11 protein-coding genes, 2 rRNA genes and 3 pseudogenes are annotated in these 15966 nt (G+C 45.1%); 9 read left to right on the top strand and 7 right to left on the bottom strand.

The window, feature by feature from the left end; translation table 11 throughout:
• Positions 1-50: 50 nt before the first annotated feature.
• From GKR74_RS00915 to trpS, 5 genes and pseudogenes are all read left to right on the top strand, one after another.
• On the top strand, positions 51-980 hold the full coding sequence (locus GKR74_RS00915) for an SPOR domain-containing protein (protein WP_154602135.1): 930 nt from the start codon (positions 51-53) through the stop codon (positions 978-980).
• Positions 981-1063: 83 nt separating this feature from the next.
• Positions 1064-1900, top strand: a complete 837-nt coding sequence (dam, locus tag GKR74_RS00910) for an adenine-specific DNA-methyltransferase (RefSeq protein ID WP_154602134.1) — start codon at positions 1064-1066, stop codon at positions 1898-1900.
• A 36-nt stretch (positions 1901-1936) separates the two neighbouring features.
• Positions 1937-2626: pseudogene (rpe, locus tag GKR74_RS00905) on the top strand (ribulose-phosphate 3-epimerase).
• Complete coding sequence (locus tag GKR74_RS00900; RefSeq protein WP_154602132.1) at positions 2608-3294, top strand: phosphoglycolate phosphatase; 687 nt, start codon at positions 2608-2610, stop codon at positions 3292-3294. Before rpe ends, GKR74_RS00900 begins: the two are co-directional and overlap by 19 nt.
• A gap of 80 nt (positions 3295-3374) precedes the next feature.
• The gene (gene trpS / locus GKR74_RS00895) at positions 3375-4418 is read left to right on the top strand and encodes a tryptophan--tRNA ligase (RefSeq protein WP_154602131.1); all 1044 of its coding nucleotides are present in this window, start codon (positions 3375-3377) and stop codon (positions 4416-4418) included.
• Positions 4419-4494: 76 nt separating this feature from the next.
• Here trpS and GKR74_RS00890 read toward each other — a convergent pair whose 3' ends face one another.
• A complete protein-coding gene (locus GKR74_RS00890; protein ID WP_154602130.1) occupies positions 4495-5040 on the bottom strand; it encodes a toxin-antitoxin system YwqK family antitoxin in 546 nt (181 codons plus the stop codon).
• Positions 5041-5336: 296 nt separating this feature from the next.
• Here GKR74_RS00890 and GKR74_RS00885 point away from each other — a divergent pair, with 296 nt between their 5' ends.
• A complete protein-coding gene (locus tag GKR74_RS00885; RefSeq protein WP_154602129.1) occupies positions 5337-6215 on the top strand; it encodes a pirin family protein in 879 nt (292 codons plus the stop codon).
• Between the two features lie 32 nt (positions 6216-6247).
• Here the strand turns inward: GKR74_RS00885 and GKR74_RS00880 are convergent, their stop codons facing one another.
• The 3 genes and pseudogenes from GKR74_RS00880 to sodA all read right to left on the bottom strand — a co-directional run bounded on the left by GKR74_RS00880 (position 6248) and on the right by sodA (position 8639).
• A complete protein-coding gene (locus GKR74_RS00880; RefSeq protein ID WP_154602128.1) occupies positions 6248-7153 on the bottom strand; it encodes a LysR substrate-binding domain-containing protein in 906 nt (301 codons plus the stop codon).
• 42 nt (positions 7154-7195) lie between these two features.
• Positions 7196-7870, bottom strand: a pseudogene (gene yiiM, locus GKR74_RS00875) (6-hydroxyaminopurine reductase); the annotation flags it as partial.
• 142 nt (positions 7871-8012) lie between these two features.
• Entirely contained in the window at positions 8013-8639 is a 627-nt protein-coding gene (sodA, locus tag GKR74_RS00870) for a superoxide dismutase [Mn] (RefSeq protein ID WP_154602127.1), read from the bottom strand.
• A 397-nt stretch (positions 8640-9036) separates the two neighbouring features.
• Between sodA and acs the strand changes: the two genes are divergently transcribed.
• The 3 genes and pseudogenes from acs to actP all read left to right on the top strand — a co-directional run bounded on the left by acs (position 9037) and on the right by actP (position 13155).
• Entirely contained in the window at positions 9037-10992 is a 1956-nt protein-coding gene (gene acs / locus GKR74_RS00865; protein WP_154602126.1) for an acetate--CoA ligase, read from the top strand.
• Positions 10993-11197: 205 nt separating this feature from the next.
• Positions 11198-11506, top strand: a pseudogene (locus GKR74_RS00860) (DUF485 domain-containing protein); the annotation flags it as partial.
• Entirely contained in the window at positions 11506-13155 is a 1650-nt protein-coding gene (actP, locus tag GKR74_RS00855; protein ID WP_154602125.1) for a cation/acetate symporter ActP, read from the top strand. The pseudogene GKR74_RS00860 and the gene actP, both read left to right, overlap by 1 nt.
• Positions 13156-13213: 58 nt before the next feature.
• Here actP and GKR74_RS00850 read toward each other — a convergent pair whose 3' ends face one another.
• The 3 genes from GKR74_RS00850 to GKR74_RS00840 all read right to left on the bottom strand — a co-directional run.
• On the bottom strand, positions 13214-13642 hold the full coding sequence (locus GKR74_RS00850) for a hypothetical protein (protein ID WP_154602124.1): 429 nt from the start codon (positions 13640-13642) through the stop codon (positions 13214-13216).
• Positions 13643-14092: 450 nt separating this feature from the next.
• Positions 14093-14208: ribosomal RNA gene (gene rrf, locus GKR74_RS00845) — 5S ribosomal RNA — on the bottom strand.
• Positions 14209-14348: 140 nt separating this feature from the next.
• A 23S ribosomal RNA gene (locus tag GKR74_RS00840) occupies positions 14349-15966 on the bottom strand; the annotation flags it as partial.

The following is a 15966-nucleotide window of genomic DNA, read 5'->3' as shown; positions in this document are numbered from 1 at the left end:
ATAAGAGACATTTTATCTCTACACAGGCGAACTAATTTCGGGAGAGGAAAATGGACGAATTTAAACCAGACAATCAGCCTCAAGTGCAGAATGATTTAAGGCCTGATACATCAGATAGACCAACCGGACGTGCGCGTCCTGCTGCGGCAGCTAAGCCAAAAATTGCGTTATCACGTCAACACATCATGATCGGTGTCGGCGTTTTAGTGCTGTTGCTGCTGATCATTGCAATCAGTTCCGCATTAAAAGCACCAACAGAACATGAGAAATTACAAAATGATAGCGCTAATCAGCGTAATATCGATTTATCAGGTTCTTCATCACTGACCAACTCAGAGACTCAATCCACAACGCAACCTCAAACAGGTCAAGCGCAAGAGTTAAATGGTCAGCAAATTAACCCAATGCCAACTCAAGCAGACACTCAGACACAACAAAATGGTCTTGGTGAACGCATTGAAATTCCTGGTGATGTTGCCGATGCTCTCAACCAAGGTCAAAACCTGCCGTCTGAAAGTACCACGACGCCACCACAAAATGTGACACCGTTGACGCCTCCGCAAGTTAAACCTGTGGAAAAACAGCCAACAGTAAAACCAGTCACACCAGAGAAAACGCAACCAAAAGCGACTAAGCCAGTTGAACAAAAACAACCCGCTCAGCCAAAAACAACCACTAAGCCTGCAACCAGCACAAGCCAAAGTGGTAGTACCGTTGCAGCACCCTCTGGAAGCTATACATTGCAATTAAGTAGCGCAAGTCGTTCAGATACACTGGAAGCTTTCGCAAAAGAGAATAAACTTGCTAACTATCAAGTGTATAAAACCATTCGTAATGGTCAGACTTGGTATGTATTGATCCACGGAAATTACAGCTCAGTGAGCGAAGCAAAAAGTGCAATTGCGTCCTTACCAGCCGCAGTGCAAGCGAAAAAACCGTGGGTGCGTAATATGAAACAAGTTAAACAGGATCAAAAATAACAACGTTTTTCCCCGGGCGCATAATGTTGTCCTGAAAGAGCCGCCAAGTGGCGGCTCTTAAACGATTGTAATAATAAGACGGCATGAAAAAAAAACGCGCTTTTTTAAAATGGGCTGGGGGTAAATACCCGCTTGTGGACGAGATCAAAAAACATCTTCCACAAGGAGATTGCTTAATAGAACCTTTTGTTGGTGCAGGATCGGTGTTTTTAAATACCAACTACGATTCGTACGTACTTGCGGATATTAACAGCGATCTCATCAACCTCTACAACACGGTTAAATATCGCTCTGATGCTTTTATCGAAGAAGCTCAGCAACTGTTCACACCTGAATTTAATACCTCTGAACAGTATTATTTAATGCGCCAAGCATTTAACCAATCAGATGACCCTGCTAAACGTAGCATTCTCTTTTTGTATCTTAACCGCCACTGTTATAACGGGTTATGCCGCTATAACCTAAGCGGTGAATTCAATGTGCCTTTCGGACGCTATAAGAAACCCTATTTTCCGAAAGACGAATTACTGTGGTTTGCTGAAAAAGCCCAGAAAGCGACCTTTGTGACGCAGTCTTACAGCAAAACATTACTCGATGCGCAGGATGGCTCAGTCATCTACTGCGATCCACCTTATGCACCGCTGTCTGAGACCGCTAACTTTACGGCCTATCACACCAACGCCTTTAGTGCGCAAGAACAACAGAATCTGGCTTTTTTGGCACATAAGTTGTCATCTGAGCGTAAGATCCCAGTTCTTATCTCAAATCATGAGACCCCAGTGACCCGAGAGTGGTATTATCAGGCACAGTTACATATCGTAAAAGTGCGTCGCACCATTAGTAGAAATATTTTGAACCGTGCCAAAGTCAATGAGCTTTTGGCTTTATATGCGGGAGCGGGAGCATCTAAAAAACTATAGGTGCTGTCAGATAACGACGAATAATCGGAGACAATTATGAAAGATTTTCTCATTGCCCCATCTATTTTATCTGCTGACTTTGCACGTTTAGGCGAAGATACCGCCAAAGTTCTTGCTGCAGGCGCAGACATTGTCCATTTCGATGTGATGGACAACCACTATGTACCGAACCTCACGTTCGGTGCACCAATCTGTAAAGCCCTGCGCGATTACGGTATCACCGCCCCGATTGATGTTCACTTAATGGTTAAACCGGTCGATCGCATTATTCCGGATTTCGCTAAAGCGGGTGCGACTCACATTAGCTTCCACCCAGAAGCCAGCGAGCACATCGATAGAACCTTACAACTTATCAAAGAGAATGGTTGTACCGCGGGTCTGGTATTTAACCCTGCGACCCCACTTAGCTATCTCGATTATGTGATGGATAAAGTTGATATGATCCTACTGATGTCCGTTAACCCAGGATTCGGCGGTCAATCTTTTATCCCTGAAACCCTGAAAAAATTGCGCCAAGTTCGTAGATTGATTGACGAAAGTGGTTATGATATTCGTTTAGAAGTCGATGGTGGCGTGAAGGTCAATAACATTGCAGAAATTGCCGTAGCAGGTGCAGATACCTTCGTTGCTGGCTCCGCGATTTTTGCTCAGCCTGATTACAAAAAAGTCATCGATGAAATGCGCCAAGAATTGAAAAAGGTATCTCAATGACACATGCGGTTTTAGAGAGTATTAAAGCGATTGCGTTTGATTTAGATGGAACCCTTGTTGACAGCGCTGGCGGTTTAGCCGACGCCATAGACAAAACCCTCGAAGAGCTAAACTTACCACCAGCAGGCAAAGAGCGTGTCTCCATCTGGGTAGGCAACGGCGCAGATATGCTTGTGCAGCGAGCGCTAGAATGGGCGGGCATGACGGTCACGCCAGAGCTGAAAAAGCAAGCTCGTATCCGCTTCGATGAACATTATGCGACGACCGTTAATACCGGTAGCCAGCTGTTCCCTGAGGTCAAAGAGACCCTCGAAACGATTGCAAAACACAACTTACCAATGGCGATTGTGACCAACAAACCAACCCCATTTGTGGCGCCATTACTCGAAAAGCTGGGCATCGATAGCTACTTTTCATTAGTACTTGGTGGCGATGATGTGGTAAAAACCAAACCGCACCCAGCGCCACTCTATTTAACAATGGGCCAGTTCGGTTTACGCAAAGAAGAATTGCTTTTTGTCGGCGATTCCCGTAATGATATTATCGCAGCCCACAATGCAGGCTGCCCAAGTGTAGGGTTAACCTACGGCTACAACTATGGTGAATCAATCGCAATTACCGAGCCCGACTACGTGTTAAGCCACTTTTCTGAGCTACTCTCCGTTATTGATTTATCAAAATAAAATCCCCAATAATTCGAGTCGCCAACGGTGTGACTCGAAACTTAACAGGGTATAAAAATACTACAAGGACATACAAAGAAATGAGCACACCCACTGAGAAATCTAAACAAACCCAGAAACCTATTGTATTCAGCGGCGCACAGCCTTCCGGTGAATTAACCATCGGTAACTACATGGGTGCGTTACGTCAGTGGGTTAAGATGCAAGATGATTATGATTGCATCTACTGTATCGTTGACCAACACGCGATCACCGTTCGCCAAGACCCTGTTGAACTGCGTAAAAGAACCCTCGATACATTAGCGCTCTACTTAGCGTGCGGTATTGATCCAAAGAAAAGCACCATTTTTGTTCAGTCACATGTACCACAACATGCACAACTGAGCTGGGCGCTAAACTGCTACACTTATTTTGGCGAACTGAGCCGCATGACCCAGTTCAAAGATAAATCTGCTCGCCATTCAGAAAACATCAACGCCGGTCTGTTTGACTACCCAGTTCTGATGGCTGCCGATATTCTAGTTTACCAAACTAACCAAGTTCCTGTTGGAATTGACCAGAAACAGCACCTTGAACTGAGCCGTGATATTGCTCAGCGCTTCAATGCCATTTACGGGGATATTTTCACCGTACCAGAGCCATTTATCCCAACCGATGGCGGCGCACGTGTGATGGCATTACAAGAGCCAACCAAGAAAATGTCTAAGTCTGATGACAACCGCAATAACGTGATTGCGCTGTTGGAAGATCCGAAATCCGTTGTGAAGAAAATCAAACGCGCAATGACCGACTCTGAAGAGCCACCACGTATTTGCTACGATGTTGAAAATAAAGCAGGGGTTTCTAACCTGTTAGATATCCTTGCTGGCGTGACAGGCAAAAGTGTGAAAACGCTGGAAGCGGAGTTTGAAGGCCAAATGTATGGTCATCTGAAAGGTGCGGTCGCTGAAGCTGTTTCTGACATGCTGACTAACTTACAAGCTCGTTACCATGAGTTCCGCAACAATGAAGCGCTACTGAACCAAATTATGGATGAAGGCGCAACCAAAGCTGCTGCACGCGCACAAGAAACCTTAGACAAGGTTTACGATGCAATCGGCTTTGTAAAACGTCCACAACTGTAATCTTAAGTCGCTATTTAATAGCAAAAAGCCAATTAACTCTCACGGTTAATTGGCTTTTATTTTATTTGTAGCCCACTTACTTCGCGGTGTACAACTTACCGTCTTTAATCAGCCCCTGCTTTAATAGCTCGCCATCTTGTCCACGCTCTTCAAGAACACCTTCCGCGACTCCATTCACAAAACTCGTTTTAAGATGCAGATTATTCTTTGGCGTGTCGTAATAGGATTTATAATCGCCGTTGAGTCGGTCATTACTGTATCCCATCTCAGTATCTAAATTCCCATTAGGATGGTAAGACTTAATGACGCCATCCACTTTGCAATTTTTTATAGGAATAAACATTTTTGGCTGACCATTTTTATAATAAACCGTGATGCTCTTATCTAAGCAGTTGTTTTTCACCCACGATTTAAACTGAATGGCACCATTTCCATAACGTTCGATATATTCCCCATCCGGCGCCCCTTCAGGAATGTTCAGCTCTGGCATTCTCAAGCTTTCTAGCTCTTTGAACTCTTCTAACTGGATACCATTGTTATCATACTGAGGTGCGGGTTGAGAAAGGCACCCAGACAACATGAAGGCAACAGAAAATGCCATAGCAATATTAATAGTTTTCATAACAATCCTTTTAACGGAATCATGGGTTCATTCGAAGGCATCATACCTATTTAGTATTCCTGATCGTTCATGTTTAAGATGAATAAATGAAGAGGAACGCTCCGATTTTGGTTAATCCGAAGCATACTAGAGATCGACATTTAACTCACGCCACAATGATTTCATCGTTCTATTTTCAGAACAATCAAACCTATTTTTGCCTCTACTCACCCAGCTTTGGCTCTTCTATTATTGGTTCATCGAAATGATTAGTTCATAAAACTGATCAGTTTATAAAACCAGTTTGGAGTCACACCATGAAAAAGATTATTGGTATTTATCAATCCCCACGCAGTCACTGGGTTGGTGATGGTTTCCCTGTTCGCTCCATGTTTAGTTATAGCAACCACGGGAAATACCTGAACCCATTCTTACTGTTGGACAGAGCGGGGCCACACCCATTCCCAGCATCTGAAGGGGATAATCGTGGTGTTGGCGAACATCCACATAAAGGCTTTGAAACCGTCACCATCGTGTATGACGGCGAAGTGGCTCACCACGACTCTACCGGAGAAGGCGGCGTGATCGGACCCGGTGATGTGCAATGGATGACAGCGGCATCAGGAATACTTCATCAAGAATATCAGTCTGATAACTTTATGAAAAATGGCGGTACTTTGGATATGGTGCAGTTGTGGGTCAACTTGCCCGCTAAAGATAAGCTGGCAGCGCCGGGTTACCAATTGCTAACTCGCGATACGATCCCGACCATTAGCTTGCCGAATGAAGCGGGAACACTGCGGGTCATTGCGGGGGACTATCTAGGCAACACAGGCGCCGCACGCACATTTACCGCCCTTGATGTTTGGGATCTGCGTCTGAATAAAGGAAAAGTCGTGGGATTGCCAACTAAGGCCGGTCGCAATGTTGGGCTAGTGATGTTGAAAGGCAGCCTATTTGTGGATGGTCATACCGCATTGAATGAAGGCGAGTTGATGATCCTTGATGCTACTGATAGCAATGTGCTGTTAGAAGCCATCACCGATGAGGCTTTAGTGCTGCTGCTCAGCGGTGATCCTATCGATGAGCCTGTTGTGGGATATGGCCCATTTGTGATGAATACGAGCCAAGAAATCAACGAAGCCGTGAATGATTTTAATAGCGGTAAATTTGGTCGGATCCCGAATGCCAGCTAACTATAAAGTCCTCTGAATTTTTTCAGGGGGCTTTATTTTTTCCCAGCCGTCATATTCTCTGCCAAATAAGTTAGAAATAACTGAACTGCGGGTAACAACCCCTTACGGGAAGGGTACACGGCATGAATGATATCTTCTGGAAATTGCCAGTCTGGCAACACTTCCACCAATTCGCCACTTTTTAGCTCATTTTCAACCACACCTCGGGGTATACGAGCGATCCCCAATCCTCTCACCGCAGCACGGTATAACGTTAAAATATCGGTGGTGGCTAGCTTGGGCGTGACATGCACTGTCACACTGAGATCATCACTATTTTTTAAAGATAGCGAATAACGCTGTGAATGCTCCGTATTGGCAAGAACAGGGTAATCCACCAGCTGCTCTGGAGTTGATGGTGCTCCTTTTTCACGAAATACACTTGGATTTGCGACTAAGATCCGCTGAGAATACCCTAGCACTTTCATCATCATCCCTGAATCATCAAGGGGTAATGAACGCACTCGTAATGCCAAATCCAATCCTTCACTGATCACATCGACGGGGCGATTGACGGCCAGAATTTGCACATCGATATCAGGGTAATTCTCCATAAAATCAATCAGTAAATCCTGCAAATAGACTTGCAATAAAGTAACGGGGCAAGAGAGCTTAATGGTACCTTTGGGGTGTGTTTGTACTGAGCAAATCAGTTCATGGGCAATATCCGCTTCTTCCACGACATTCTTACATTGCTGATAAAAAACCTGTCCGATCTCCGTAACATGAAATTGCCTTGTAGAGCGATAAATCAATGAAACATTCAGCTTTTGCTCTAAGTCGGCAATACGACGACTGAGTTTTGATTTTGGGATCCCAAGCGCCGCACCAGCTTGAGAAAAACCACCATGTTCAACGACTTTAACGAAATAATAAAGGTCATTTAAATCGTACTGCATGTTGTTTTCCTCAATCCTAATGACAGTGATAAACCATCAGCCGCGTCGACCAAATAAGCGGTGGCTAAATTCTTCAATTTTATGATGCTCTAACCGATTTTGCATCGTCAGGCTCCAACTCGCAGATAGCCCTGCCGCAGACAATAATCGACGGTACAACTCCTCATCATAGGGCGCATGGAAGGCTATCATAATCGCTTCTTGCATCGAGACATCACTATTACGGCTCAGTAGTTTTAGCGAGGTATCCGCACCGACAGTGCCACCTTTAATGACTCTATATAACCAGCCACAGCGACCTTCGTCCTGCATGATTTGAGCAAAGTTTTCTACGCCCGTTAACCCATTGAGTTTATAGCAAGGTGAACGCGGTTGGGTGACTTGAATGCGCGCATCACCCCAAGCATAAATATCACCGATAAAAACGTTTTCTTCGGTCATTCCTTGAGTTGACAGGTTTTCACCAAAAGCGGAGGGAAGGAATAAATCCTCTAATTGCGGGTATCGTTGTCGCCAAAATTCATAATGTTCTTGCGGGTAATGGCATAGCGCCCTATCTGGCCCACCGTGAAAACGCTTTTCTGCTTGTTCATCCCCTTCAATTCCTAAGCTGTTTAAGGTTAATACCCCATCCACCGCTCGCTTATGAATCGCACTCACGCCACAATGGGCTGTGCTTTGAATGGTACCAATAAAAACTTGAGGATGTATTTTCACCGTTTTGCTCCCGATAACCCCGCCAGAAAGAGTTTTCATCATAAAGAATGGCCATAGAGATAACAACGTTATACCGACGGTAAAAACAAAAAACGCGGCTCCGAAGAACCGCGCTTATCAAAAAAGTCAGTTAGCAAAAAAATTACTTGGTTTTTTCTGCGAAGCGTTTTGCTGCTTCATCCCAGTTCACAACTGACCAGAAGGCTTTGATGTAGTCAGGGCGACGGTTTTGATATTTCAGGTAGTAAGCGTGCTCCCAAACATCTAAACCAAGGATTGGGTAACCTGAAGCGCCAGAAATCGCTTCACCCATTAATGGGCTGTCTTGGTTTGCAGTAGAGACCACTGCCAGTTTGCCATCGGCTTTTAATACCAACCATGCCCAACCAGAACCAAAACGGGAAGCTGCGGCTTTTTCGAACAGATCTTTAAAGGCATCAATGCTACCAAAATCACGCTCAATGGCCGCTTTCAGTTCGCCTTGCAGTTCGGTACCTAATTTTAACCCTTTCCAGAACAGGCTATGGTTTGAGTGGCCACCCGCGTTGTTACGTACAAAAGTACGTTGATCTGCTGGGATTTGGTCTAATTTTTGGATTAACACATCAATATCTAACCCCGCCAGTTCAGGCAGTTTTTCTAAGGCAGTATTGGTGTTATTCACGTAGGTTTGGTGGTGCTTGGTGTGATGGATTTCCATGGTTTGTTTATCAAAATGAGGTTCCAGCGCATCGTAAGCATAAGGTAAAGCAGGTAATGTGTAACTCATATTGTTTGTCTCCAGTGACTTATCTTTCTACCTCACAGACTGAATTAGGATTTCAGTAACTGCGTGTTTTTAACCACGCACCCATTATAGTTATTTTAGTGTTAATGAAAATCATTATCATATCCATGTGAATTCTGTGGATTTTTCCAACAACTATCATCAATAGATTATTCAGTAACTAATACCACTATAGTTCGCCTTTGTTTTTCTTTAATTCTAATGTTAGTTATATTTTTGAATTTTTATTTCAATCATGGATTTAGCATCAAATGATCATACTGCAAATCCCATTACTATTAATACGTGATCTTCCGCTCAAAAGAAAAACAAAATAACCATCCATACTTCAGTTAACTGTTTTTTGACATACTATTAACATCTGCAAGGAGATAATAATATGACACAAATAACTAAACATCCCGTTCCTGCTAATATTGCTAAAAATGCCCTGATAAACGAACAACAGTATAACGATGAGTACCAACGCTCGATTCAAGACCCCGAAGGATTTTGGGGCGAAAAAGGGAAAATCGTTGATTGGATTAAACCTTACACTCGCGTTAAGAACACCTCATTCGACCCTGGACACGTTAATATCCGCTGGTACGAAGATGGCACTTTAAACCTGAGCGCTAACTGTTTAGACCGTCACCTAGCCACTCGTGGCGACCAAACCGCTATCATCTGGGAAGGTGATGACCCAACCCAATCAAAAAATATTACATACCGTGAGCTGCACCATGATGTGTGCCAGTTCGCAAACGTCCTGAAAAAACAAGGCATCCGCAAAGGGGATGTCGTCGCTATCTATATGCCAATGGTGGTTGAAGCCGCTGTGGCTATGCTGGCATGTGCGCGTATCGGCGCTATCCATACTGTCATCTTTGCCGGATTCTCCCCTGAGGCAGTCTCTGGACGCGTTATTGACTGTAAAGCCAAGCTTATCATCACCTCTGATGAAGGCTTGCGTGCAGGTCGCGCTATCCCACTGAAAAAGAACGTGGACGATGCACTGCAAAATCCACAAGTCACTACCGTCGCAAATGTGATTGTTTACCGCCGTACAGGTAATGCACCAAGCTGGATTGAAGGCCGTGACCTTTGGTGGCACGACGTTATCCAAGGCGTAAGCGCGGATTGCCCACCGGAAGAGATTAATGCGGAAGATCCACTGTTTATTCTCTACACTTCCGGCTCCACAGGTAAACCTAAAGGGGTTCTCCACACCACAGGCGGTTATCTGGTCTATGCAACGCTGACATTCAAATACACCTTTGATTATCATGAAAATGAAGTCTACTGGTGTACGGCGGATGTGGGCTGGGTAACAGGTCATAGCTACCTGCTTTATGGGCCGTTATCTAATGGTGCAAAAACCTTAATGTTCGAAGGTGTGCCAAACTACCCAGCGGTTAACCGTATGGCTCAAGTCGTTGATAAGCACCAAGTCAATATCCTGTATACCGCACCAACCGCTATTCGTGCACTGATGGCGGAAGGTGATAAAGCGATTGAAGGCACCCAGCGCGATTCTTTACGTATTTTGGGATCGGTCGGTGAGCCAATCAACCCAGAAGCGTGGGAATGGTTCTACAAGAAAATGGGGAACAGCCGCTGCCCAGTGGTTGATACATGGTGGCAAACGGAAACTGGTGGCTTCATGATCACGCCACTACCGGGTGCGACAATGTTAAAACCAGGTTCGGCAACACTACCATTCTTTGGCGTTCGCCCTGCATTGGTTGATAACCTTGGCGAGCCTATCGATGGCGCAACAGAAGGTAACTTAGTTATTGTGGATTCTTGGCCGGGTCAAGCTCGTACCCTGTTTGGTGACCATGAACGCTTCGAACAAACCTATTTCTCCACCTTTAAAGGCATGTACTTTAGTGGTGATGGGGCGCGTCGTGATGAAGATGGCTATTACTGGATCACCGGTCGTGTTGATGACGTGCTGAATATTTCAGGTCACCGTTTAGGGACAGCAGAAATTGAATCCGCCCTCGTTTCACATCCGAAAGTGGCTGAAGCTGCAGTCGTGGGTATTCCTCATAGCATCAAAGGACAGGCAATCTACGCCTATGTCACCTTAATTTCTGGCGAGGAGCCATCCCCAGAGTTGTACACTGAAGTGCGCAATTGGGTTCGTAAAGAAATTGGCCCGATTGCCACGCCAGACGTTTTACATTGGACTGATTCTTTACCGAAAACGCGTTCCGGTAAGATCATGCGCCGTATCCTACGAAAAATTGCATCAGGTGATACCAGTAATTTTGGAGATACTTCCACACTGGCAGATCCAGGTGTTGTCGAAAAACTGCTAGAAGAAAAACAGTCAATGAGTATCTCGTAGCTATTTAAATAGTTGTGTAGATAGCTCATGGCACTACAGGTCGCCTTCGGGCGACCTAAAATCAATACTCAGCATCACTCAATCAGCAGAAAGTAGAGTCTGACCGAATACCCAGTTAATTCCTTGGGTAGCCATGTGTCGCCCTAAAATCCGCCTTTTGAGCTATCAGAGTATGCCAATAATACAATAACAGAGGAGAACTCTGATGAATGCTACTGCTTACGAAAAGGTCGAGGCGAACCCTCTCTTTCAAGAATTAGTGAGAAAACGTAGTCGCTTTTCATGGTTGTTATCTGCAATAACGTTAGTTCTGTATGTTGGTTTTATCTTTCTTATCGCGTTTGATCCAAGCTGGTTAGGTACCCCAATCACTGAAGGTTCCTACATCACCCGCGGTATTCCTGTGGGCGTTGGGCTGATTGTGATCTCGTTTATCTTAACGGGTTTATATGTCATCCGAGCTAACAGCGAATTTGACCGCTTAACCGCCGAAATCTTAAAAGAGGTAGAAAAATGAAAGTCTTGCTCTCACTTATTCTGTTTTTTACCTCGTCAATGGCGCTCGCTGATGCCCTGACAGGCAATGTTGAACGTCAACCTGTCAATGTTCAAGCCATAGTGATGTTCTTGCTGTTTGTGGGCTTTACACTCTATATCACTTACTGGGCTTCAAAGAGAACGCGATCTCGCTCTGACTACTATACTGCCGGCGGAAAAATTACAGGTTTCCAAAACGGAATGGCGATTGCGGGTGACTTTATGTCCGCAGCTTCATTCTTAGGGATCTCCGCACTGGTTTATACCTCGGGATACGATGGGCTTATCTACTCCATCGGTTTCTTAATTGGCTGGCCAATTATTCTGTTCTTAATTGCCGAGCGCTTACGAAATTTAGGTCGCTATACTTTCGCGGATGTTGCGTCATATCGATTACAACAAAGACCTATCCGCATTCTGTCTGCAATGGGTTCATTGGTGGTTGTGGCACTGTACCTAATCGCTCAGATGGTTGGAGCAGGAAAGCTGATTGAGCTATTATTTGGGCTTAACTACCACATTGCCGTCGTGATTGTTGGGATATTGATGGTTCTGTATGTGCTATTCGGCGGGATGCTAGCAACGACATGGGTACAGATCATCAAAGCCATTTTGTTACTCGCAGGGGCAACCTTCATGGCTGTTATGGTCATGAAACATGTCGGCTTCAACTTCAATACGTTATTTAAAGAAGCCGTTGAAGTACATAAAAATGGTATCGCCATTATGAGCCCAGGAGGACTGGTTTCTGACCCAATATCCGCCTTGTCTCTTGGGTTAGCCTTAATGTTCGGTACGGCAGGTTTACCTCACATCATTATGCGCTTCTTCACCGTTAGTGACGCGAAAGAAGCCCGTAAGAGCGTGTTTTACGCGACTGGGTTCATCGGTTACTTCTACATTCTGACATTTATCATCGGTTTCGGGGCTATCGTTCTGGTTAGCTCAAATCCTGACTTTAAAGATGCCGCTGGCGCTTTAATCGGTGGAACCAACATGGCAGCGGTACACCTCGCTGATGCCGTCGGTGGAAACTTCTTCCTTGGGTTTATCTCTGCGGTTGCTTTCGCCACTATCCTCGCGGTTGTTGCTGGTTTAACGTTGGCGGGTGCGTCTGCAGTTTCCCACGACCTGTATGCGATGGCGATTAAAAATGGTAAAGCCGATGAGCGCGATGAATTGCGCGTATCAAAAATTACCGTGGTGATCCTCGGTTTTGTAGCGATTGGGTTAGGGATTTTGTTCGAGAAACAAAATATTGCCTTCATGGTGGGCTTGGCCTTCTCTATCGCGGCAAGCTGTAACTTCCCAATTATCTTGCTATCAATGTATTGGAGCAAGTTAACCACTCGGGGAGCGCTTGCAGGTGGTTGGTTAGGCTTGATAACCGCTGTCGTACTCATGATCTTAGGTCCAACAATCTGGGTGACTATTCTGCATCATGAAAAACCAATCTACCCTTATGAATACCCTGCATTCTTCTCATTGATTGTCGCATTTACTGCATCATGGCTATTCTCAGTAACCGATAATTCAGAGAGAGGCAAAATGGAAAGAGCTCGCTTTAAAGAGCAGTTTGTACGCTCACAAATTGGCTTAGGGATTGAGCAAGGCAAATCTCACTAAATTCATCGATAGAAACAAAAAAGCGACCCAAATGAGTCGCTTTTTTTAATGCTTAGAATTAATTGACGTAAGATCGTTTTTCTATTGCTAGCCAATCTTCTACTGAAGTGTAAAAAGCTTGAGGGTTACTTTGCTTTTCAGCGAGTAACTTTTGATACTCCGCTTTATCTTTAGGGGTATAACGTGAAAGTAGCTGTTCCAACATAGGGCGTTTATCAACAAACTTCGTCCCGATTCTAAAGCTTTTATATAAACCAGCCGCAATTCCAATACTAAGAACAACCACTGAGGCAATCGCCATGGCGTTATTCTCTAACCCAAGATGATTTTTCACCATCACGAGTAAAGAGAAAGGTACAAAAAACACGACTAGCAGTGAAAGGATAATGGCGCCATCTTGCCCATTATTAAATTCATTCTCTTGCTGTTTATTCACAGAAATAATCTGCTCAAAAATCTGGCTATTGTGACTTTTCATTTTATTCATATAACCCACCTATTTGATGAATGCTCATCTTCTTTCAGCTAAATTTAACAATTCAACATCTTAATTGATTAAAAATAACCATTTTTAATAGTATATGAATAATGGAATTAAACATCAATTTAACAATATTTACCTATTATATTTTACATTAGGCCAACTATAGGAGGCTATCGAATAAAAACTAGAGAAGGAATAATGTGTTAGATGCTTAAATGATAATCAATTAATTTCTATGAGAGATTATTAATTTTAATCAATCATGAGAATGGTGGTTTTTATGGCTGGTTTTTTATAGCTAGGATAACGACTTTTCGTTGGATCACTGCAACGCTGATCATCAGATGGAGGTATTCTTTGAGTAAGAATAACCCAGTATAGGGACTTCCTGCAATTTCCAGTACCCCAAACGCAAAAAAGCCACCCAATGGGTGGCTTCTCGGCTAATTTAATGTCTGGCAGTTCCCTACTCTCACATGGGGAGACCCCACACTACCATCGGCGCTACGGCGTTTCACTACTGAGTTCGGCATGGGGTCAGGTGGGACCACCGCGCTATTGCCGCCAGACAAATTCTGTTTATTCCCGTTTAGCCTTTAATCACTAAACCAGAATATCAATCCTGAACAAGCTGTTGTGTCCACCTTTCGGCTTCCCACGTTATTGAATCAACTTTAATCTCTCATCTCGAAAACACCTTCGGTGTTGTCAGGTTAAGCCTCACGGTTCATTAGTATTGGTTAGCTCAACGTATCGCTACGCTTACACACCCAACCTATCAACGTCTTAGTCTTAAACGTTCCTTTAGGACCCTTAAAGAGTCAGGGAAGACTCATCTCAAGGCAAGTTTCCCGCTTAGATGCTTTCAGCGGTTATCTCTTCCGCACTTAGCTACCGGGCAATGCCATTGGCATGACAACCCGAACACCAGTGGTGCGTCCACTCCGGTCCTCTCGTACTAGGAGCAGCCCCTTTCAATCTTCCAACGCCCACGGCAGATAGGGACCGAACTGTCTCACGACGTTCTAAACCCAGCTCGCGTACCACTTTAAACGGCGAACAGCCGTACCCTTGGGACCTACTTCAGCCCCAGGATGTGATGAGCCGACATCGAGGTGCCAAACACCGCCGTCGATATGAACTCTTGGGCGGTATCAGCCTGTTATCCCCGGAGTACCTTTTATCCGTTGAGCGATGGCCCTTCCATACAGAACCACCGGATCACTAAGACCTACTTTCGTACCTGCTCGAGCCGTCACTCTCGCAGTCAAGCTGGCTTATGCCTTTGCACTAACCGCATGATGTCCGACCATGCTTAGCCAACCTTCGTGCTCCTCCGTTACTCTTTGGGAGGAGACCGCCCCAGTCAAACTACCCACCAGACACTGTCCGCACCCCAGATAATGGGGCTACGTTAGAACATCAAACATTAAAGGGTGGTATTTCAAGGTTGGCTCCACGCAGACTGGCGTCCACGCTTCAAAGCCTCCCACCTATCCTACACATCAAGGCTCAATGTTCAGTGTCAAGCTATAGTAAAGGTTCACGGGGTCTTTCCGTCTTGCCGCGGGTACACTGCATCTTCACAGCGAGTTCAATTTCACTGAGTCTCGGGTGGAGACAGCCTGGCCATCATTACGCCATTCGTGCAGGTCGGAACTTACCCGACAAGGAATTTCGCTACCTTAGGACCGTTATAGTTACGGCCGCCGTTTACTGGGGCTTCGATCAAGAGCTTCTCCTTACGGATAACCCCATCAATTAACCTTCCAGCACCGGGCAGGCGTCACACCGTATACGTCCACTTTCGTGTTTGCACAGTGCTGTGTTTTTAATAAACAGTTGCAGCCAGCTGGTATCTGCGACTGGCTTCAGCTCCATGGGTAAACCACTTCACCTAATGCCAGCGTGCCTTCTCCCGAAGTTACGGCACCATTTTGCCTAGTTCCTTCACCCGAGTTCTCTCAAGCGCCTGAGTATTCTCTACCTGACCACCTGTGTCGGTTTGGGGTACGATTAATGATAATCTAGAGCTTAGAGGCTTTTCCTGGAAGCGGGGTATAAGCTACTTCGCCACCGTAGTGACTCGTCATCAGACCTCAGCATATAGTGAACCGGATTTGCCTAATTCACCTGCCTACATCCTTAAACCGGGACAACCGTCGCCCGGCCAGCCTAACCTTCTCCGTCCCCCCATCGCAATTATCACCAGTACGGGAATATTAACCCGTTTCCCATCGACTACGCATTTCTGCCTCGCCTTAGGGGTCGACTCACCCTGCCCCGATTAACGTTGGACAGGAACCCTTGGTCTTCCGGCGTGCGGG

Origin of the sequence: Providencia sp. wls1914 (assembly GCF_009706645.1) — a bacterium.
Lineage (GTDB): Bacteria > Pseudomonadota > Gammaproteobacteria > Enterobacterales > Enterobacteriaceae > Providencia > Providencia zhijiangensis.
This window is presented reverse-complemented; position numbering and strand designations above follow the sequence as displayed.